This window comes from Qipengyuania sp., from assembly GCF_048550555.1.
Taxonomy (GTDB): domain Bacteria; phylum Pseudomonadota; class Alphaproteobacteria; order Sphingomonadales; family Sphingomonadaceae; genus Qipengyuania.
The window spans coordinates 20,982-41,163 of the sequence record NZ_JBLYYF010000019.1 but is presented as its reverse complement, the minus strand read 5'-3'; the positions used below and the strand labels follow the sequence as shown (position 1 = coordinate 41,163).

General features: G+C 65.1%; 22 protein-coding genes and 1 tRNA gene. 17 read left to right on the top strand and 6 right to left on the bottom strand.

From position 1 onward, the window contains the following. Window positions 1-123 precede the first annotated feature (123 nt). Window positions 124-276 carry a hypothetical protein gene (locus ACN4E0_RS05275; protein WP_370033535.1) on the bottom strand — a complete coding sequence of 51 codons (153 nt, stop codon included), beginning with the start codon at window positions 274-276 and terminating at the stop codon, window positions 124-126. Window positions 277-443: 167 nt separating this feature from the next. On the opposite strand from ACN4E0_RS05275, the gene pspF reads away from it, so the two are divergent. The 14 genes from pspF (at window position 444) to ACN4E0_RS05205 (ending at window position 14,400) form a co-directional block, all read left to right on the top strand. Next, window positions 444-1,466 (top strand): phage shock protein operon transcriptional activator, encoded by a 1,023-nt coding sequence (gene pspF / locus ACN4E0_RS05270; RefSeq protein WP_419566369.1) that lies wholly within the window; start codon window positions 444-446, stop codon window positions 1,464-1,466. 172 nt (window positions 1,467-1,638) lie between these two features. Continuing rightward, window positions 1,639-2,202 (top strand): ribosome maturation protein RimP, encoded by a 564-nt coding sequence (gene rimP / locus ACN4E0_RS05265; protein WP_419566367.1) that lies wholly within the window; start codon window positions 1,639-1,641, stop codon window positions 2,200-2,202. After that, the gene (gene nusA / locus ACN4E0_RS05260; RefSeq protein ID WP_419566366.1) at window positions 2,202-3,863 is read left to right on the top strand and encodes a transcription termination factor NusA; all 1,662 of its coding nucleotides are present in this window, start codon (window positions 2,202-2,204) and stop codon (window positions 3,861-3,863) included. Before rimP ends, nusA begins: the two co-directional genes overlap by 1 nt. Beyond that, window positions 3,844-4,530, top strand: a complete 687-nt coding sequence (locus tag ACN4E0_RS05255) for a DUF448 domain-containing protein (RefSeq protein ID WP_419566364.1) — start codon at window positions 3,844-3,846, stop codon at window positions 4,528-4,530. The genes nusA and ACN4E0_RS05255 overlap by 20 nt, the downstream gene beginning before the upstream one ends. A gap of 75 nt (window positions 4,531-4,605) precedes the next feature. Beyond that, on the top strand, window positions 4,606-7,116 hold the full coding sequence (infB, locus tag ACN4E0_RS05250; RefSeq protein WP_419566361.1) for a translation initiation factor IF-2: 2,511 nt from the start codon (window positions 4,606-4,608) through the stop codon (window positions 7,114-7,116). A gap of 141 nt (window positions 7,117-7,257) precedes the next feature. After that, on the top strand, window positions 7,258-7,671 hold the full coding sequence (locus ACN4E0_RS05245; protein ID WP_419566358.1) for a PaaI family thioesterase: 414 nt from the start codon (window positions 7,258-7,260) through the stop codon (window positions 7,669-7,671). Beyond that, window positions 7,671-8,207 carry a DUF1697 domain-containing protein gene (locus ACN4E0_RS05240; RefSeq protein ID WP_419566355.1) on the top strand — a complete coding sequence of 179 codons (537 nt, stop codon included), beginning with the start codon at window positions 7,671-7,673 and terminating at the stop codon, window positions 8,205-8,207. Before ACN4E0_RS05245 ends, ACN4E0_RS05240 begins: the two co-directional genes overlap by 1 nt. Next, window positions 8,207-8,608 (top strand): 30S ribosome-binding factor RbfA, encoded by a 402-nt coding sequence (rbfA, locus tag ACN4E0_RS05235; RefSeq protein ID WP_419566353.1) that lies wholly within the window; start codon window positions 8,207-8,209, stop codon window positions 8,606-8,608. Before ACN4E0_RS05240 ends, rbfA begins: the two co-directional genes overlap by 1 nt. Further along, window positions 8,609-9,187 (top strand): thymidine kinase, encoded by a 579-nt coding sequence (locus ACN4E0_RS05230; RefSeq protein WP_419566351.1) that lies wholly within the window; start codon window positions 8,609-8,611, stop codon window positions 9,185-9,187. 24 nt (window positions 9,188-9,211) lie between these two features. Beyond that, window positions 9,212-9,904, top strand: coding sequence for a site-2 protease family protein (locus ACN4E0_RS05225; protein WP_419566349.1), 693 nt, complete (start codon window positions 9,212-9,214; stop codon window positions 9,902-9,904). After that, the gene (truB, locus tag ACN4E0_RS05220) at window positions 9,901-10,899 is read left to right on the top strand and encodes a tRNA pseudouridine(55) synthase TruB (protein ID WP_419566347.1); all 999 of its coding nucleotides are present in this window, start codon (window positions 9,901-9,903) and stop codon (window positions 10,897-10,899) included. The genes ACN4E0_RS05225 and truB overlap by 4 nt, the downstream gene beginning before the upstream one ends. A 5-nt stretch (window positions 10,900-10,904) precedes the next feature. Further along, window positions 10,905-11,174, top strand: coding sequence for a 30S ribosomal protein S15 (gene rpsO, locus ACN4E0_RS05215; RefSeq protein WP_221600731.1), 270 nt, complete (start codon window positions 10,905-10,907; stop codon window positions 11,172-11,174). Between the two features lie 173 nt (window positions 11,175-11,347). Continuing rightward, window positions 11,348-13,651, top strand: coding sequence for a polyribonucleotide nucleotidyltransferase (pnp, locus tag ACN4E0_RS05210; protein ID WP_419566345.1), 2,304 nt, complete (start codon window positions 11,348-11,350; stop codon window positions 13,649-13,651). Window positions 13,652-13,719: 68 nt separating this feature from the next. Continuing rightward, window positions 13,720-14,400, top strand: a complete 681-nt coding sequence (locus ACN4E0_RS05205; RefSeq protein WP_419566343.1) for a spermidine synthase — start codon at window positions 13,720-13,722, stop codon at window positions 14,398-14,400. 10 nt (window positions 14,401-14,410) lie between these two features. Here the strand turns inward: ACN4E0_RS05205 and ACN4E0_RS05200 are convergent, their stop codons facing one another. The 3 genes from ACN4E0_RS05200 to ACN4E0_RS05190 form a co-directional block, all read right to left on the bottom strand. Next, window positions 14,411-14,932: a DUF1993 domain-containing protein gene (locus tag ACN4E0_RS05200; RefSeq protein WP_419566341.1), complete on the bottom strand. Its 522-nt coding sequence runs from the start codon at window positions 14,930-14,932 to the stop codon at window positions 14,411-14,413. A gap of 80 nt (window positions 14,933-15,012) precedes the next feature. Next, window positions 15,013-16,194, bottom strand: a complete 1,182-nt coding sequence (locus ACN4E0_RS05195; protein ID WP_419566339.1) for a diguanylate cyclase — start codon at window positions 16,192-16,194, stop codon at window positions 15,013-15,015. A 156-nt stretch (window positions 16,195-16,350) separates the two neighbouring features. Continuing rightward, the gene (locus ACN4E0_RS05190) at window positions 16,351-17,028 is read right to left on the bottom strand and encodes a GcrA family cell cycle regulator (RefSeq protein WP_419566337.1); all 678 of its coding nucleotides are present in this window, start codon (window positions 17,026-17,028) and stop codon (window positions 16,351-16,353) included. 72 nt (window positions 17,029-17,100) lie between these two features. Between ACN4E0_RS05190 and ACN4E0_RS05185 the strand changes: the two genes are divergently transcribed. Next, window positions 17,101-18,006: an ABC transporter permease gene (locus ACN4E0_RS05185; RefSeq protein ID WP_419566335.1), complete on the top strand. Its 906-nt coding sequence runs from the start codon at window positions 17,101-17,103 to the stop codon at window positions 18,004-18,006. 13 nt (window positions 18,007-18,019) lie between these two features. On the opposite strand, the gene hspQ is transcribed toward ACN4E0_RS05185, so the two are convergent. Continuing rightward, window positions 18,020-18,400, bottom strand: a complete 381-nt coding sequence (gene hspQ / locus ACN4E0_RS05180) for a heat shock protein HspQ (protein ID WP_221600716.1) — start codon at window positions 18,398-18,400, stop codon at window positions 18,020-18,022. 162 nt (window positions 18,401-18,562) lie between these two features. On the opposite strand from hspQ, the gene ACN4E0_RS05175 reads away from it, so the two are divergent. Then, a tRNA-Ser gene (locus ACN4E0_RS05175) sits at window positions 18,563-18,652 on the top strand. A 74-nt stretch (window positions 18,653-18,726) separates the two neighbouring features. Here the strand turns inward: ACN4E0_RS05175 and ACN4E0_RS05170 are convergent. Further along, on the bottom strand, window positions 18,727-18,984 hold the full coding sequence (locus ACN4E0_RS05170; RefSeq protein WP_419566332.1) for a hypothetical protein: 258 nt from the start codon (window positions 18,982-18,984) through the stop codon (window positions 18,727-18,729). Between the two features lie 437 nt (window positions 18,985-19,421). Between ACN4E0_RS05170 and ACN4E0_RS05165 the strand changes: the two genes are divergently transcribed. Next, window positions 19,422-19,997 carry a TMEM165/GDT1 family protein gene (locus ACN4E0_RS05165; protein WP_419566330.1) on the top strand — a complete coding sequence of 192 codons (576 nt, stop codon included), beginning with the start codon at window positions 19,422-19,424 and terminating at the stop codon, window positions 19,995-19,997. Window positions 19,998-20,182: the final 185 nt, after the last annotated feature.

The following is a 20,182-nucleotide window of genomic DNA, read 5'->3' as shown; positions in this document are numbered from 1 at the left end:
GTTCTACCTCTTCCTCGATCCGCGACAAGCGGGGGCGGGCCGAAGCGCCTTCGGCATCGCTGCCGCGGGGACTGTCGGGGGAGCGGCGCTCCGGCCCAAGGGGATCGTGGTCGGGAGGCAGGGTCATGCGATCTCGACCTGTTCATAGGCGGCCAGCGCCGGGCTGGGGGCGGTTACCGCGATCTGCGTGCTCAGCAGGACGAAGGTGACCATCGCCGCGATGCTGGCGATGGCGGCCTGTCCGAGCTGGCTGCGGAAGAAACTGCGGTTGTACATCTGGGCTACCTCCCTCGGGGCCATCTGGCCGATTGCTGTTGTCCCTTGTTCAGCAAGCGCCATGCCAAACCCGAAAAACGGGAGAATTGCTGGGGTCGTTGACCTTTCGACCAACGACTTGTTGGTTTCTGTTGCCAAGTATCGGGAAAAATTCCTATCTCTTGGTCATGGAGCGGGAAAACCAGTTCATTGGCCAGTCCGGGGCCTTCCTCGATGCGGTCGAGCGGGCCAGCCGCGCCGCGCCGATGCGCCGCCCGGTATTGGTCATAGGCGAGCGCGGGACCGGCAAGGAACTGATCGCTGAACGCCTGCACCGCCTGTCTACCCGCTGGGACGAACCACTCGTCACCATGAACTGCGCCGCCCTGCCGGAAACGCTGATCGAGGCCGAACTGTTCGGCCACGAAGCCGGCGCGTTTACGGGTGCTACCAAACAAAGGGTCGGAAGGTTCGAGGAAGCCGACAAGGGGACGCTTTTTCTCGACGAACTGGGCACGCTCTCGATGGGCGCGCAGGAACGACTGCTGCGCGCGGTCGAATATGGAGAGGTTACCCGCATCGGAGCGAGCCGCCCGATCCGCGTCGACGTCCGCATCGTCGCCGCCACGAACGAGGACTTGCCGGCCAAGGCCGATCGCGGCGATTTCCGCGCCGACCTGCTCGACCGGCTGAGCTTCGAGGTCATCACTCTTCCGCCCCTGCGCGTGCGCGAGGGCGACGTGCAGGTCCTGTCCGACTATTTCGGCCGTCGCATGGCCGCCGAACTCGGCTGGGAAGGCTGGCCCGGCTTCGCCACGCATGTCGCCGAGCAGCTCGAGAAGCACGACTGGCCGGGCAATGTCCGTGAATTGCGGAATGTCGTCGAGCGCGCGATCTATCGCTGGGACGACTGGAGCCAGCCGATCGGCCATGTCGTCTTCGATCCCTTCGACAGCCCGTGGAAGCCGGTGGACCAGCCTTCGCGCCAGGCCGAGGTGTCTGCGCCGCGTGCCGCAGCAGCTCCGCAAAGGGCCGATTTCGAGAGTGTCGACGACCTCCGCGCGGCGGTCGACGCGCATGAGCGTTCGATCGTCGAGTTCGCGCTCGGCAAGCATCGCTGGAACCAGCGCCAGACCGCCAAGGCGCTGGGGCTGAGCTACGACCAGCTGCGCCATTGTATCAAGAAGCACGCCCTGACCGACGACGAGTGACCCGCGGCGGAGGGGAGGGGTGTCATGCCCTCTTGCCTTTCTCGGGACTCGCGCCTATCTGCCTGTTCATCCCGACATTGTCGCGACACTGGAGGGGCTGGCGCCGCGAGGGGCCGGCCACAGAGACCTGTCGCAATCGCAGTGTCGCATGGGACCTGTATTTGGAGACCGAATGGCTGATCTTGCACGCTTGACCGAAGTGATCGAACCCGAGGCGCAGGCGCTCGGATTCGAGCTCGTGCGCGTCAAGATGATGCCCTCCGAAGCCGGTGACGGCGGCGAGGCGCTGCAGATCATGGCCGAGGATCCGGCGACCGGGCAGCTGATCATCGACCAGTGCGCCGCACTCTCGCGCCGCGTCTCGGACCGCATCGATACGCTCGAGGAGCAGGGCGAGGTGCTGATCGACGGTGCCTATCACCTCGAGGTTTCGAGCCCCGGCATCGACCGTCCGCTGACCCGTGCGAAGGATTTTTCCAACTGGGCCGGCCACGAAACGAAAATCTCGATGGCGAAGGGCTGGGACGGCCAGCGCAATCTGCGCGGGCTTCTCAAGGGCATCGACGGCGATATGGTCACCATCGAGGACCGCAAGGCGGGGGAGGTATCCGTTCCCCGCGACCAGATTCATTCGGCGCAGCTCGTTCTTACCGACGCGCTGATCGCCGCCACCCAGCCGCTCGATACGAGCGGTGCCGACGAAATCGTCGAAACTGAAGAAAAGGCAGACGACTGATGGCCAGTGCCATTTCCGCCAACAAGGCAGAACTCCTCGCGATCGCCAACTCGGTCGCTTCGGAAAAGATGATCGACAAGGCCATCGTCATCGAGGCGATGGAAGAGGCGATCCAGAAGTCCGCCCGCAACCGCTATGGCGCGGAAAACGACATCCGCGCCAAGCTCGACCCGCAAACCGGCGACCTGCGCCTGTGGCGCGTCGTCGAGGTGGTCGAGGAAGTCGAGGACTATTTCAAGCAGGTCGACCTCAAGGCTGCCGCCAAGCTCGACGCCAATGCCAAGGTCGGCGACTTCATCGTCGATCCGCTCCCGCCGGTCGACCTCGGCCGCATCGACGCGCAGAGCGCCAAGCAGGTGATCTTCCAGAAGGTCCGCGACGCCGAGCGCGAGCGCCAGTACGAGGAATTCAAGGATCGTGCGGGCGAAGTCATTACCGGCGTGATCAAGTCGGTCGAATTCGGTCACGTGATCGTCAACCTCGGCCGCGCCGAGGGCGTCATCCGCCGCGACCAGCAGATCCCGCGCGAAGCCGCCCGTGTCGGCGAGCGTGTGCGTGCGCTGATCACCAAGGTCGAGCGCAACAACCGCGGCCCGCAGATCTTCCTCAGCCGCGCGCACCCCGACTTCATGAAGAAGCTGTTCGCGCAGGAAGTGCCCGAGATCTACGACGGCATCATCGAGATCAAGGCTGCCGCCCGCGATCCGGGCAGCCGCGCCAAGATCGGCGTCATCAGCCATGACAGCAGCATCGACCCGGTCGGCGCCTGCGTCGGCATGAAGGGCAGCCGCGTCCAGGCGGTTGTTCAGGAACTGCAGGGCGAAAAGATCGACATCATCCCCTGGTCGGAAGATGGCGCGACCTTCATCGTCAACGCGCTCCAGCCGGCGACCGTCAGTCGCGTCGTGCTCGATGAGGAAGACGGCCGCATCGAAGTCGTCGTGCCCGACGATCAGCTGTCGCTCGCCATCGGCCGCCGCGGCCAGAACGTGCGTCTTGCCAGCCAGCTGACCGGCAACCAGATCGACATCATGACCGAGGAAGAAGCCTCGGAGAAGCGCCAGAAGGAATTCTCTGAGCGCTCGAAGATGTTCGAAGAGGAGCTGGATGTCGACGAAACGTTGTCGCAGCTGCTCGTCGCCGAAGGCTTCGCCGAACTCGAGGAAGTCGCCTATGTCGAACTCGACGAGCTTGCCGGCATCGAGGGCTTCGACGAGGAACTCGCCGAGGAACTCCAGAGCCGCGCCCAGGAGGCGATCGAACGCCAGGAAGCCGCGCACCGCGAGGCGCGCCGCGAACTGGGGGTCGAGGACGATCTCGCCGAGCTGCCGCATCTTACCGAGGCCATGCTGGTCACGCTGGGCAAGGCGGGCATCAAGACGCTCGACGACCTGGCCGATCTCGCGACCGACGAACTCATCCAGAAGAAGCGCGAAGCCCCGCGTCGCCGCAACAACGCCGATGGCCCGCCGATGCGGCGCCCCTCGATGCGCGAGCAGGACAAGGGCGGCGTGCTGGGCGAGTACGGGCTGAGCGAAGAGCAGGGCAACGAGATCATCATGGCTGCCCGCGCACATTGGTTCGACGACGAAGAGGAAGCTCCGGCCCCCGCCGAGACGACCGACACGCAGGAGGCCGCCGATGCGGACTCCACCCAATGAGCGCCTGACGTCCGACATCGCTGACACGCCCAAGGCCCGGAAAGCTTCCGAGCCCGAACGGCGCTGCATTCTTTCGGGCGAGACGGCCCCGCGCGAGACGCTCGTGCGGCTGGTCGCCTCGCCCGCAGGTCTGGTGCTGCCCGACGCCCATGAAAAGGCGCCCGGCCGCGGAGCCTGGATCGGCGTCACGCGCGACGAGTTGGCCGAGGCGCAGGCCAAGGGCAGGCTGAAGGGTGCACTCGCGCGGGCCTTCAAGACCGGCCATCTCGAATTGCCGGACGACCTGCCGCAAATGGTCGAGGACGCGCTGACTCGCGTGCTGCTCGACCGGCTGGGGCTCGAAATGCGCGTCGGAAGCCTTATCTTGGGGACGCAGCGCATTGCCGAAGCGGCACGCGGCGGAGCCGTTGCGCTTCTGCTGCATGCCCGCGACGCGAGCGAGGATGGCCGCAAGAAGCTCGATCAGGCCTGGCGCGTGGGGCGCGAGGCGGAAGGTTCAGGCGAACGCGGGCTCGAACTGCCTCTGGACCGGAACGCTTTGTCTGTGGCATTGGGCCGCGACAATGTCGTCCATCTGGCCGTTGCGGGCTCCGGGGCCGATGATGCTGCGGCCGCGAGGGTCATGAAACCCATGACGCGCCTCATGCACTATCTGGGGCAGGCTTAGCCGACCAACGATGGCCGCGCTTGCGCGCGGGCCGGATGACGAATTGAACGATACGAAGAAGAGAAACGAGCAAGAATGAGCGACGACGACAAGAAACCAACCCGTAAACCGCTGACCCTGAAGGGCGCGCAGCCGGGCGAGGTCAAGCAGACCTTCAGCCACGGCCGCACCAACAAGGTCGCGGTCGAGGTGAAGCGCCGCCGCAAGCTCGTGAAGCCCGGCGAGGCGGCTCCGCCTCCGCCGCCTCCGGCACCCGAGGTCGAGGCCGCACCCGCCCCGGCGCCTGCGCCCGCACCCAAGCCTGCGGCGCCCAAGAAGGCCGCGCCCGCCGGTGAAACGCCGCAGGAACGCGTTGCTCGCCTCCAGCGCGAGGCCGAGGAAGATCGCCTGCGGCAGGCCGAGGAAGCGCGCAAGCGTGAGGAAGAGCAGGCCAAGCAGGCCGCCGAGGACGAAAAGAAGCGCGCCGAAGACAACAAGAAGGCCGAAGCCGAGGCTGCCAGGAAGGCCAAGGAAGAGGCCCAGAAGGCAGAGGAAACTCCCGCCGCCGAGGAAGCTCCGGCCGAAGAAAGCGACAGTGGCACGCCGGCGCCCGCGCCGCGCCGTTTCACGCCTGTCGCGCGTCCCGAACCCAAGAAGCCCGAGCGCAAGAAGAAGGAGGAGAAGCCCGCCCGCGGTGCCGAAACTCCCGACAAGCGCCGGTCGGGCAAGCTATCGGTCAAGAAGGCTCTCAATGAGGACGAAGGCCGCCGTGCCCGCAGCCTCGCCGCCCTGAAGCGTGCGCGCGAAAAGGAACGGCGCCTGCAGGGCGGTGGTTCGAACAAGCCGCGCGAGAAGCAGGTGCGCGACGTCGTCGTGCCCGAAGCGATCACCGTCGGCGAACTGGCCAAGCGCATGGGCGAGAAGGGCGCCGATCTGGTCAAGGAACTCTTCAATCTCGACATGATGGTCACCGTCAACCAGACGATCGACCAGGATACGGCAGAGCTGCTCGTCGAACAGTTCGGCCACAACATCCAGAAGGTATCCGAAGCCGACGTCGATATCTCGGCCGAGCAGGATGTCGATCCCGAAGAGACGCTCAAGCCGCGTCCGCCGGTGGTCACCATCATGGGCCATGTCGACCACGGCAAGACCAGCCTGCTCGACGCGCTGCGCGGCGCCAATGTCGTCAAGGGCGAAGCCGGCGGCATCACCCAGCATATCGGCAGCTACCAGGTGAAGACCAAGGGCGGCGACACCGTCACCTTCCTCGACACGCCGGGCCACGCCGCCTTCACCCAGATGCGCCAGCGCGGTGCCAACGTCACCGATATCGTGGTGCTGGTGGTCGCGGCCGACGACGGCATCATGCCGCAGACGATCGAAGCCATCAATCACACCAAGGCGGCGGGCGTCCCGATGATCGTGGCGATCAACAAGATGGACAAGCCCGAGGCCGATCCGGACAACGTCCGCACCCGCCTGCTCGAACACGAGATCATCGTCGAGAAGATGTCGGGCGACGTACAGGATGTCGAAATCTCGGCCAAGACCAAGGCCGGGCTCGACGACCTGCTCGACAAGATCGCGCTCCAGGCCGAACTGCTCGAACTGAAGGCCAACCCCGACCGCATGGCCGAAGCGACCGTGATCGAAGCCCAGCTCGACAAGGGCCGCGGCCCCGTCGCGACCGTGCTCGTCACGCGCGGAACGCTCAAGCGCGGCGACACCTTCGTCGTCGGTACCGAGAGCGGCCGTGTCCGTGCGGTGGTCAACGACCAGGGCAAGCAGATCAAGGAAGCCGGTCCGTCGATGCCGGTCGAGGTCCTCGGCCTCGGCGGCGTGCCGAGCGCCGGCGATACGCTGACCGTGGTCGAAAACGAGCAGCGTGCCCGCGAGGTCGCCTCCTACCGCCAGGAAAAGGCGACCGAGAAGCGCACCGCACTCGCTCCGACCAGCTTCGACACGATGTTCAACAATCTCGCGTCGAACGTCGTCGAATTCCCGGTCCTCGTGAAGGCGGACGTCCAGGGCTCGGTCGAAGCGATCACCACCGCGCTCCACAACCTTTCGAACGATCTCATCAAGGTCCGCGTGCTGCATGCGGGCGTGGGTGCGATCACCGAAAGCGATGTGCAGCTGGCCGCCGCCTCGAAGGCGCCGATCATCGGCTTCAACGTCCGCCCCAACGCCAAGGCGCGCGAGCTGGTCAAGCGCGACGGCGTGGAGATGAAGTATTACGACGTCATCTACCACCTGACCGAGGAAATCGCGAAGGAGATGGCGGGCGAGCTGGGTCCGGAGCGGATCGAACACGTCGTCGGCCGTGCCGCGGTCAAGGAAGTGTTCCGTTCGGGCAAGAAGGACAAAGCCGCCGGCCTGCTGGTCGAGGAAGGCGTCATCCGCAAGGGGCTGCACGCCCGTCTCACGCGCGACGATGTCATCGTCTCGGCCACCACCATCGCCAGCCTGCGACGCTTCAAGGACGACGTGGACGAGGTCCGCACCGGTCTCGAATGCGGTGTGGTCCTTGCCGACACGAACGACATCCAGCCGGGCGACCAGCTCGAAGTCTTCGAAGTCGAGGAGCGTGAGCGCACTCTGTGAGCGAGCAGTCGGAGGAGGGCGAACCCGAGGATTTCAAAGCATTCGACAAATTGAGCGGATGCGGTTTTGATTTCCTTCGGGGATGCCTGCCTCTGGTAGCTGTCGTTCTTGTACCCATGGTGATGCTGGCGAGCCGATGAAATGAGTGATCTGACCACCCATGCTCTCGGCGCGGCGCATGCCGACCTGATGGGCGTGAAGTTCGAGAGCTTCGACCGGGAGCGCGAGGAAATCACCTTGCGCTTCCACGCGCCCGCCAGCTTCATCACTCCGCGCGGCAGCGTGCAGGGCGGCCTCGTCGCAGGCTTTCTCGACGAGGTCATGGGCTGGGCGCACGTCTGGGCGACCGACCAGGCCGAGGCCCCGCTCAACCTCGAGATTTCGATGAGCCTGCTCAAGCCCGTGCTCGCCGGTCCGCTGGTGGGGAAGGGACGCGTGGTGCGTCGCGGGCGCAAGGTCATCTTCCTCGAGGGCGAGCTGTTCGACGAGGCGGGCAATCTGCTCGCGCGTTCGACCAGCACCGCGATCCCGACCCCGCGCCCGGTGGCGAAATAGTGGCGCGCTACGCCGCGCTGCTGGGCTCGATCAACGTCGGCGGGAATCGGCTCAAGATGGCCGACCTCGTGGCGGCGATGGAAAAGCGCGGCTTCGCCAATGTCGAGACGGTCGTTGCCAGCGGGAATGTCCTGTTCGACCACGATCGCGCGCCCGACGCCGAATTGCAGGAGGCAATCGCAGGCCTGGTGACGGCGGATTTCGGGATCGACACCTTCGCTGCGGTCAGGACCCCGGATGAACTCGAATCCGCGCTGACCGAGAGCCCCTTTGCCGGCAAGGGCGAGGACAAGTTGGTGCACGTCCACTTCCTTGCCGACCAGCCCTCGCAGGCGCAGTTCGCCGCGCTGATTGCCGATCACGAGGGCCGCGGCCCGGAAAAGCTTGCTCCGGGCCGCCGGGCACTGCACATCGACTACGTGTCGGGCGTGGGGAACAGCAAACTCACAGGCCCTTTCATCGAGCGTCGTCTGGGGTGCAAGGGGACCGCGCGCAACGTCCGTTCGCTCAAGAGAATTATCGAGAAGCTTTCCTGATGGCCAAGCACCCGCAATCCACCCCCGAACAGCAGTCGGTTCGCGTCCTCAAGGTCGGCGAACGCGTGCGCCATATCCTGTCCGAGCTGCTCGCCCGCGGCGAGGCGCATGACGAGGTGCTCTCGGCCAGCAACATCGCCATCACCGAAGTGCGCATGACCCCGGATCTCCGGAACGCGAAGGCCTATGTGAAGCCACTGCTGGGAGAAGACGAGGGCGTGGTGCTCAAGGCGCTGCGGACCAACACCGCCTTCTTCCAGAAGGAGGTCGCGCAGCGGCTCGGCCTCAAATTCGCGCCGCGGCTCAGCTTCCAGCCCGACGAGAGCTTCGACGAGGCCGACCGGATCGAGCGGCTGCTCAACGACCCCAAGGTCGCGCGCGATCTCGACGACGAGGGCTGAGTGGCCAAGCTCTATTTCTACTATGCCAGCATGAATGCGGGGAAGAGCACCACGCTGCTGCAGACCGCCTTCAATTACGGCGAACGGGGGATGCGCGTGTCGTTGTGGACCGCGGCGCTCGACGACCGGCCCGGTTTCGGCGCTATCTCGAGCCGCATCGGCCTGTCCAGCGATGCGCACCGCTACGAGCCGGATACCGATATCGAGGCGCGCGTGCTCGCCGACCATGCCGAGGACCCCATCGCCTGCGTGCTGGTCGACGAGGCGCAGTTCCTGACCGACGACCAGGTCTGGCAACTCGCCCGGCTGGCCGACGATGCGGGCATTCCCGTGCTCTGCTACGGCCTGAGGACCGATTTTCAGGGGGAGCTCTTCCCCGGATCGGCCGCGCTGCTCGGCATTGCCGATTCGCTGGTCGAGATGAAGGCGGTGTGCGACTGCGGGCGCAAGGCAACGATGAACCTGCGCGTCGACGCCGACGGCAAGGCGGTGAGCGAGGGCGCGCAGACCGAGATCGGCGGCAATGATCGCTATGTCGCCATGTGTCGCAAGCATTTCCGCGAAGCGCTGGCGGGCTGACACCGCGCTCCCTATCTAGCCGCCATGACCGAAACGCTCCTCGTCGCGGTGATCCTGATCCCGTGCCTGATCGTCGCCATCGTCTTCCACGAGGTCGCGCATGGCTGGACCGCGCTCGCCCTCGGCGACCCGACGGCGAAGGAGCAGCGCCGCCTGTCGCTCAACCCGCTGCGTCACGTCGACCTCGTCGGCACGCTGCTGGTGCCCGGTGCGCTGGCGCTGTTCGGCGGGCCGGTGTTCGGCTGGGCCAAGCCCGTGCCGGTGCGCGGCGACCGGCTGCGCAACCCGCGCTACGGCATGGTCGCGGTCGCGGCAGCGGGGCCGGGTACGAATCTGCTGCTGGCGCTGGTCGGCGCGGTGCTGTTCGGCTTGATCTCCGGCGCAATCATTGCCGGTGGCGGAATGCCTCCCGAGTGGCTGTTGACCGCGGGCGGGATGTTCATCCTGATCAATGTCTTCCTTGCGCTGTTCAATCTGCTGCCGATCCCGCCATTCGACGGCTCGCACATCGTCGGCGGCCTTTTGCCGCGCAAATGGGCGGTCAACTGGCAGAAACTGCAATCACTCGGCATGCTGTTCTTCATCGTGCTGATCGCGGCGACCTGGGCATTCCCCGACAGCGGGCTGATCGAGCACACCGTGCTGCCGCCGGTTGTGTGGCTGCAGGAACGCTATTTCGAACTCGCTGAGTGGGTCGCTCGCGGGATCGCCGGATGAATCCGCAAAGACCCGCACCCCACGGCTGGCTGATCCTCGACAAGCCGCGCGGGCTCGGTTCGACGCAGGCGGTGTCGGCGGTCAAGCGCGTGCTGCGCCAGGGCGGCTATGCGAAGACCAAGGTCGGGCATGGCGGCACGCTCGATCCGCTCGCCGAGGGCGTCCTGCCGATCGCGCTGGGCGAGGCGACCAAGCTCGCCGGACGCATGCTCGAGAGCGACAAGATCTACGCCTTCACCATCCAGCTCGGCGAGGAGACGGACACGCTCGATACCGAGGGCGAGGTGATCGAACGCAGCGATCGCCGCCCGCCCATGGCCGCCATCGCTGCCGTGCTCGATCATTTTACCGGCGAGATCGAGCAGGTCCCGCCGGCCTATTCGGCCGTGAAGATCGACGGCAAGCGGGCCTATGACCGGGCGAGGGCAGGCGAGGAAGTGCCCATGAAGACCCGCGCGGTGACCATCCATTCGCTAGGTTTCGTTGGCGAACGCGACGACGCCGAGCTGCGCTCGGCCTTCGCCACCACGGCCGGACGGCCCGATCCCTACGACGCGCAGGCTCCGCTCGAGCTGGCCGACAGTGTCACGCTCGTCGCGCATGTATCGAAGGGAACCTATATCCGAAGCCTCGCACGGGATATCGCGCGGGCGCTTGGAAGCGTGGGGCACGTCACCTATCTCAGGCGCATCAAGGCCGGGCCGTTCCGCGAGGAACAGGCGATTTCGCTGGACAAGCTGGAGGAAATCGCTAAGGGCGCGGCCATCGAAAACCTCCTCCTGCCGCTCGAGGCGGGGCTGGACGACATCCCGGCCTTGCAACTCGATCCCGACAGCGCGCAGGCGGTCCGCCAGGGCCGGGTATTGTCGGGGCTGCCCCATGCCGACGGGCTCCACCTTGCGACACTGGACGATGTGCCGGTGGCCCTGATGGAACTCTGCGGAGGCACGGCCAAGGTCGTGCGGGGTTTCAACCTACCGGATGTCGCGGAGTAGAATACATGTCGGTTACCGCCGAGCGTAAAGCTGAAATCATCAAGGACAACGCCGTCGCCAAGGGCGACACCGGTTCGCCCGAAGTCCAGGTCGCCATCCTCACCGAGCGCATTCGCAACCTGACCGAGCACTTCAAGTCCAACCACAAGGACAACCACTCGCGCCGTGGCCTCCTGATGATGGTCAACAAGCGTCGCAACCTGCTCGCCTATCTCAAGAAGACAGACGTCGAGCGGTACAACGCGCTGATCCAGAAGCTGGGTCTTCGCAAATAAGAGTTTCTCGAAGGGGCGGCTCAGGTCGCCCCTTCGTTTATCCGGCATCCGCGCAATCCGGTGCGGAAGCGGAAAATGGAGGCGAGAAACGCCTCGAACCGGACCGGGACGGCATACCCGGCACTGTAGGCCCCGCCCGGCAATCAGGCCCGGCGGGTTCATAAGGAAACTTCATGTTCGACACGAAAACCGTATCGCTGGAGTGGGGCGGAAAGACCCTCACTCTGGAAACCGGCCGCATTGCCCGTCAGGCTGACGGCGCGGTCCTCGCCACCTATGGCGAAACCGTCGTTCTGTGTGCGGTCACTGCCGCCAAGAGCGTCAAGGAAGGCCAGGACTTCTTCCCCCTGACCGTCCACTATCAGGAAAAATTCTCCTCGGCCGGCCGCATCCCCGGCGGCTTCTTCAAGCGCGAGCGCGGTGCGACCGAAAAGGAAACGCTGACCAGCCGCCTGATCGACCGTCCGGTCCGTCCGCTGTTCCCCGAAGGTTTCTACAACGAAATCAACGTCATCGCACAGGTCTTCAGCTATGACGGCGAGTGCGAGCCCGACGTGCTGGCGATGATCGCTGCCTCGGCCGCGCTGACCATTTCGGGCGTTCCCTTCATGGGCCCGATCGGCGCCTGCCGCGTCGGCTTCAAGGACGGCGAATACATCCTTAACCCGAAGCAGACCACCGCGCTGGCCGATGACGGCCGCCTCGACCTCGTCGTCGCCGCGACCGGCGATGCCGTGATGATGGTGGAATCGGAAGCCAAGGAACTAACCGAAACCGAAATGCTCGGCGCGGTCGCCTTCGCCCACGACAACATCCGTCCGGTCGTCAACGCGATCATCGACCTTGCCGAACAGGCCGCCAAGGAACCGTGGGACGTCGCCTCGCAGGACGGCAACGACGACATGAAGGCGGCTATCAAGGCGATGATCGGCAAGGACATTGCCGAAGCCTACAAGCTGACCGACAAATCGGCCCGATCGGACGCGCTCAATGCGGCGCGCGACAAGGTCAAGGCGCACTACGCCAGCGAGGAATTCGACGGCCAGGCGCGCATGACCGCGATCAAGCTGACCAAGAAGCTCGAAGCGGAAATCGTCCGCGGCGCCATCCTCAAGGACGGCACCCGCATCGACGGACGCAAGCTCGACCAGGTTCGCCCGATCGAGGCGATGGTCGGCGTGCTCCCGCGTGCGCACGGCTCCTCGCTCTTCACCCGCGGTGAAACGCAGGCGCTGTGCTCGACGACGCTCGGCACCAAGGACAGCGAGCAGATGATCGACGGCCTCGAAGGCCTGTCGTACGAACGCTTCATGCTGCACTACAACTTCCCGCCCTATTCGGTCGGTGAAGTCGGTCGTTTCGGTGCGCCTTCGCGTCGCGACACCGGCCACGGCAAGCTCGCCTGGCGCGCGCTGCACAACGTGCTGCCGACGCATGAGGACTTCCCCTACACGATCCGCGTCCTGTCGGACATCACCGAGTCGAACGGCTCGAGCTCGATGGCGACGATCTGCGGTGGCTGTCTGTCGATGATGGACGCCGGCGTTCCGATCGAACGTCCGGTTTCGGGCATCGCCATGGGCCTGATCCTCGAAGGCAGCGACTTCGCGGTCCTTTCGGACATCCTGGGTGACGAAGACCACCTCGGCGACATGGACTTCAAGGTCGCGGGTACCGAGACGGGCATCACCACGATGCAGATGGACATCAAGGTTGCCGGCATCACGCAGGAAATCATGCAGAAGGCGCTCGAGCAGGCGAAGGCCGGCCGCGCGCACATCCTGGGTGAGATGAACAAGGCGCTGACCGGTTCGCGCACCGAGGTTTCCAAGCACGCTCCGCGCATCGAGACGATCCAGATCGACAAGTCGAAGATCCGCGACGTCATCGGCACGGGCGGCAAGGTGATCCGCGAGATCGTCGCCGAAACCGGCGCCAAGGTCGACATCGACGACGAAGGCGTGATCAAGATCAGCTCGTCCGACAGCGCCCAGATCGAAGCCGCCAAGGCCTGGATCCAGGGCATCGTCGAAGAGCCCGAGGTCGGCAAAATCTACAACGGCAAAGTCGTCAACATCGTCGACTTCGGTGCCTTCGTGAACTTCATGGGCGGCAAGGACGGTCTCGTCCACGTCAGCGAAATGAAGAACGAACGTGTCGAAAAGCCGACCGACGTCGTGTCGGAAGGCCAGGAAGTGAAGGTCAAGGTCCTCGAGATCGACCAGCGCGGCAAGGTCCGGCTGTCGATGCGCGTGGTCGACCAGGAAACCGGCGAAGAGCTGGAAGACACCCGTCCGCCGCGCGAACCGCGCGGTGACCGTGGTGACCGGGGCCCGCGCGGCGGTGGCGGCGACCGTCGCGGCGGACGCGGCGGCGGCGGTGGCCGTGGCGGCGATCGCGATCGCGGCCCTCGCCGGGATCGCGGCGATCGCGACGGCGGTGGCGAAGCCCACGTGCCGGACTTCCTGAAGGACTGATCCTTCGCTAATCGGTAACGGAGGGGTCGCAGGTCCGCCTGCGACCCCTTTGCTTTGGAGACCATGCAATGCTGCCCCGCGAAACGCTTGCCACCGCGGAAGTGCCCGATGGAGAGACGCTGACGCTCGTCAGCCACGGGCGCGATTTCATCATCATGCTCGGCCGCGACGAGTTGATGGGCACGCGCATGCAGTTTTCGGAAGAGCAGCTCGCGATACTCACGCTGGCCGAGCTCGATGCGCCGCGCCCGCGCGTCCTGATCGGCGGCTATGGCATGGGCTTCACCTATCGCGCCGCGCTCGCGAACCTGCCCGAAAAGGGCTCGGTGACCGTGGCGGAAATCGTCCCCGAGATCCTCGATTGGGCCGAGGGGCCGCTGGCTCACCTGACCGGCGACAGTCTCGCCGATCCGCGTGGGGAGGTTGTCATCTGCGACGTCGCTGCGCTGATCGACGATGCCAATGACGGCACCACTGCCAAATACGATGCGATCCTGCTCGACGTCGACAACGGCCCCGATGGCATCGTCCGCGACGCCAACTACCGCATCTATTCGAAGACCGGCCTCGGCAAGGCGCGCGACGCGCTCAAGCCCGGCGGAATCCTCGCGGTATGGTCGGCGGCGCCGGACCACAAGTTCACCGTCCGGCTGAAGGAAAGCGGCTTCGACGTCGAGGTGCGCGAAGTGCGCGCGCGGCCCAACAACAAGGGTCCGCGCCACACGATCTGGTTCGCCCGCAAGCGGTAGGCAACGGGCTTCAGGCGATGATCCGCAGGCGCCCCATGAAATCGCGCTTGCCCACTGGCACGCCCTTCATCCGCAGGATGTCGTAGGCGGTCGCGCAGTGGAAATAGAAATTCGGCTGGCTGAAGCTGAGCAGGAAATCTTCGGCGGTGAAATCCATGCGCGCGTCCTTGAATTCGAAGCGCATGGGTTGGCCGATGAAGCCTTCCATCTCCTCTACGGTCAGCGCTTCCATCGCCGCGACCGCGCCGTCCAGCTTGGCGCGCAGGTCGTCGAAACTCGTCGGTGGCGGGTTGAGATCGGGCGAATAGACGCCCTCGCGCACGCCTTCGATCGATCCCTGCGTGTGTTCGGCCACGCATTTGATCTGGTAGCACCAGGGCAGCATATCTTCGTAGACGCGGGCGCCGATGAAGTCGGCGTGTTCGCGATCGTGCTCCGCGCACCATTTTTCGGCCGTGTCGATCAGGTGGTGGGCGGTGCCCAGCATTTGCAGCGCGCTCGGGACATAGGCGGCGTGAAGTGACAGTGGCATCCGGTTCCTCCCTCGGTGTCTCAGCTTCGGCATAGCCCGCTGACGTCGGCTTGCCAGTATAAATACCGGTCCGGGCGCGCTCAGGCGGTCCGGACCAGATGTGCTCCCACCGTCCCGCAAGGCGAATGCACCAGCAGCGTATCGCGCCCCGCATCCTTGGCAGCATAGAGCGCGATGTCGGCGCGCTTGATCGCTGAATCGAGTGTGTCATCGGCGGTCACCTCCGCTACGCCCGAGCTGGCGGTGACAGGGAAGGGCAGCTTGGGCACCAGCTCGAGCACCGAGATCGAGATCCTGCGGCGGATGTTTTCTGCGAGATTGAGCCAGTTCGGGCCATACAGCAGGGCGACGAACTCCTCGCCGCCGTGCCTCGCAACGAACACGTCTTCGTGCTTCAGCCCCTGGGCCACCGCACAGAGAACCTCATCGCCGACATCGTGACCAAACATGTCGTTGATTCGTTTGAAATGGTCGCAGTCGATGACCGCCAACCCGCTAGGCCTGTCCAGCTTCGGATTGGCGAAGGTTTCGACCAGCCCGCGCCGGTTGGCGATCTGCGTCAGCGGGTCGATCGCGTTCGCTTTCACCGCCGCGCGCATGCCGGCGCGGGCCTCGTCGCGCTCCTGCTCGATGCGCGCCAGCCCATCGCCGATACCCGCAGTGGTGACCACGAACTCGATAGAGAACGCGATCAGCATCGCCTCGGCGTAGAAAGGCATGGCCTCCAGCCTTACCAGTTCGAAATAGAAGGCGACGAAGCCGATCGCCAGCGACGGTGCCCAGGCACAGGCCTGGAACGCCGCCCTGCGGCTGCCGGCGCGAACCGCGCTGGTGAGCCCCACGACCAGCGCGACGACCAGGCTGGCGAGGATGAGATCGTGCAGCCAGTCGAGTGCAGTCGAATGGGCTACCGGACCTGCAAAAAGCGAAATGAAGACGCCGACTGGGAGCATTGACCACAACAGGATCCGGGTTTTCCTCAATCCGAACTCGGCACCGATGTAGGTCGCGAGGAGCGGGCCGGTGATCGCCACCATGAGATCGGTGGCGAAGACGCGGACCGCATGCCACTGTACCGGGTTGTCGTAGAGTGCCCCTGCCGCGGGTTCGAAGGTCAGGGCGAGCAAGCCGATCGAAAGGCCGCGTACCGTCATCCACAGCAGGAATTGCTGCCGCATGATGATGGCCAGCGATAGCGACGAGGCGGCAAAGACCACGACGAGCGCCAGGAAGGCCCCGAAAGTGATGCTTGTCCAGTCCATGTTCCCCCCACGCCCCTTTTGCGGTCTCGAACGAGACCGTTCCCCCACAGCAGTCGTGGCCCCGCGAATCCGCAGGGCCAGTCGTCTTGCCTAGCGATGTTGCCGCCGCAATATCTTGCTGGAGGCCGGAGCGATCCGAAGGGACTTAAACCTTGGTCAGCGCACCCGCGGGCCGCCGAAGGGGAGCGGCGGAGGGGGACGGCGCGCGCCGCGCGGCAGCTGTGCCTGATAGGCCCGACCGCAATGTTCGACGCAGTACGGGAAGCCGGGGTTCACGGCTTCGCCACAGAAATGGAAATCGGGTTCGCCCGGGTGGCCCATCGGCCAGCGGCAGACCTTGTCCGAAAGGTCCAGCAGGCTGGTCTTGTCGGCGATCTCGGGGCTCGGCTTGGCCGGCACCAGGCGGCGCGGCGGAGCGGGGGGAATCGGCGCTTGCTGGTCGCCGGGGCCCTGGCGCAGGAAGCCGCCCGGGCCGACCGAGACGATCTTGGGCAGATCGGAGTTCTTGTTGGGCAGCGGCTGCGAGGGAACTGCGGCATCCGCCTTGGGTGCGGGCGTGGCTGCCGGCTTGGCCGGCGCGGGAGCGGGGGCCTTGGCGGCGGGTTTCGCGACCTTCTTGGCGACCGGCTTGGGCGCGGCTGGCTTGGGCTTGGACGCGGGCTTCTTCTCGTTCGCCTTGACCGGCGAGGGACGCGATTTCAGGCCGAGGCGATGCGCCTTGCCGATCACGGCATTGCGGCTGACACCGCCCAGTTCGTCGGCGATCTGGCTGGCGGTCGAGCCGCCTTCCCACATCTTCTTCAGCGTTGCGATCCGTTCGTCGGTCCAGCTCATTGCGCAGTCCTGTTAGTCGTGTCTCGACGCCACGGCTTGCATGCCGCGGCGCTTGGGCCTAGTCGCGCCCCCATGGTCGATCAAGCCCAGCCCGCGCCGCCCGGAAGCGATCACCCGGACGCATCCTTCATCGAAGAAAATGCCGGAGGGAAGGGCCGGTTTCCGCCGCGGGGGCGCCCGGTGATCCGTGGGATCAACGGGATTGGCCTGTGGAGCCTCTATATGAAGGAGGTGCGCCGGTTTCTCAAGGTCCAGACGCAGACAATCTGGGCTCCGGCGGTCACCACGCTGCTTTTTCTTGTGATCTTCTCGGTTGCGCTCGGTCGCGGCGGGCGTGAAGTGTTGGGAGTCGGCTTCCCGACCTTCGTCGCGCCGGGGCTGATCGCGATGGCGATGATGCAGAATGCCTTCGCCAATTCCAGCTTTTCGCTGCTTTCGGGGAAGATCCAGGGGACCATCATCGACCTGCTGATGCCACCCCTGTCGGAAGGCGAACTGATGGCGGGTATCGTCGGTGCGGCGATAACACGCGCGGTGGCGGTCGGCTTCGTCGTGGCCGGCGCCATGCTGCTCTATCCCGGCATCAGACTCGCGATGGCGCACCCCTGGGCGGTGGCGTGGTTCGGGCTGATGGGTGCCGCGATGCTGTCGCTGCTCGGTCTGCTGGCATCGATCTGGGCGGAAAAGTTCGATCACAATGCCGCTGTGACCAATTTCGTCATCGCGCCGCTGGCGATGCTCTCGGGCACCTTTTACGTGATCGACCGGCTCGCACCCGCCTTCCAGGCGATCAGCCACGCGAATCCGTTTTTCTACGTGATATCGGGCTTCCGCTACGGGTTCCTCGGCCAAAGCGATATCGGTGACGGCGCCGCCGGTGCGGTGGCGCTCGCCGGTGCCGGCCTGCTGGCGCTCAACGCGCTGATCGCGCTGGGCACCTACGCGCTGCTGCGATCGGGCTGGAAGATCAAGAACTGAGCGCGTCCGGCGCTCAGTGCGTCATGCTCCGCCGCAGGCGATAGCGGCCGTTCTCGAAATGCTCGAAATACTGGTGCACGTCGGGGTGCGAGACGGGGCCCGAAATCGAGTCCGTCACCAGGTTCTGCTGGCTGACGTAGGCGACGTAGTCGCTCTCGTCGCTTTCGGCGAGCAGGTGGTAGAAGGGTTGGTTCCGGTCGGGCCGGATGTCTTCGGGAATCGCCTCGTACCACTCGTCGCTGTTGGCGAAGACCGGATCGATGTCGAAGATCACGCCACGGAAATCGAACACCCGGTGTTTGACCACGTCGCCGATGGCGAAGCGGCTCTTGACGCGGCGGGGGGCATCGATGGTGCGACCGGCCTGGGCTGAGAAATACTGTGCTCGATCCATGGGAAGCAAGGATATGGGGCCTGGGGCGGCGCTTACAATGGGGGCGGGGCGATGTTCCCCCGAATTCTCGCGAAAAGGGGCTTGGCAAGGCAGGGGTGCTCGGCTAATCGGCGCGCCTCGCTTCGACCGGGGCCCCTGGCCCGCAAGCGCACCCGACAGAGCGGAGAGGTGGCAGAGTGGTCGAATGCGCCGCACTCGAAATGCGGTATACGGGCAACCGTATCGAGGGTTCGAATCCCTCCCTCTCCGCCATCGTCCAACTATCCGTTATCGAATGATTTCCCGCTTTGCGGAACGCGCGCGGTTCTGCGGGCTGCGCGCCACCTTTACGGTCTGGTGAGAGCGCTTCCCGGGCGGGTTGAGTCAAGTTGGCCGCATTTCTCTCCGGAAAAGACGATGTCATCGATCATCGCCTGGTCTCCGTATGCCGGCTCGGCGATCAGCTCGGCGCGGAGAAATTTGAAGGTATTGCTTGCCCGCGCGCCGCTACGTTTCTTCAACTCACGCCCGACCCAGCTCGTGCCACACATCTCCGCCTGATACGCGAATGTAACGCCGGTCGGGCTCGTCTGGAACGTGATCATCGCTCCCCCTTCGAGCGCCACGTCTGGGCAAGAAGATCTGGATGGCACGGACGGTGCCTTTGGCGCGATAGGTCATGGCCGCTCTCGTCCGCCGAAGCGAATGCGTGCCGTATTGGGCTTTGCGCAGGCCGACGGCTTTGACGGGTCGGTAGCGGGCACTCGGTTTCTTGCAGACTTGTCTGCTAATCCTCCATACTGCGGCAAATCACTGCAGAATGTTGAAAATGCGCGCCGGTGCTGTTAGGCGCATCGCGTCATCTGGGGAGTAGCCCGCCGCCTTGCGCGGTTCCCTCGCGTCAACATACTCGGCTGAGAGGTCGTGGCGCAGGGGTTCGGACATCTTCGTTCGGGCAAGACCAATGGCACCTGATTTCCGTCCGGCCGGGCGGGAAGTCGGGTGTCGTTGCAGTCTTGAAAGCCCGGCCTGGAGATGTCCCTTGGAAGCAGTTCTTACTTCGACGGCCATCGTCGCGCTTGCCGAAGTCGGCGACAAGACGATGCTGCTCGCCATTGTGTTGGCGACGCGATTTCGCAAACCGTTGCCGATCGTGCTCGGCATTCTGGTGGCAACGCTTGCCAACCACGGGATGGCTGCCTTTGTCGGCCAGTCTGTCGCCGCCCTGCTGGAAGGGCGATGGTTCCGCTATGCGGTTGCAATCAGCTTCGTCGCCATGGCGCTGTGGACCTTGGTGCCCGACAAACTGGATGGGGACGAAGAGCCTGAGGCGCCGCGGTTCGGGGCGTTTCTGACGACGACGATCGCTTTCTTCATCGTTGAGATGGGGGACAAGACGCAGGTCGCGACTATAGCTCTCGGGGCGCAGTTCCAGAACGTGGTGCTGGTGACGCTGGGTACAACGCTCGGCATGATGCTGGCCAACATCCCGGCGGTTTATTTCGGCAAGGCAATCGTCGAACGGGTATCCCTGAAACTCGTCAGGACGATGGCGGCATTCCTGTTCCTGGTCATCGGCATATGGGTATTTCTGGATACCGCGAACCTGGCTGTGTGAGAACCGGCCAGCGGGTCGCGGTCAAGTGCGAGGCATTCAACTTCACCGACTGCGGGCTGCTTGAAGAACGCGTTACGAATATCGGCCGCGATGCCATCGATCAGGGCCAGCAGCCTGCGGGCTCGGTGCGCGACGAGACGGACAGCCGAGCCAGCCGGGCCTCGTCTATGCGGTCTCTCTGCTCC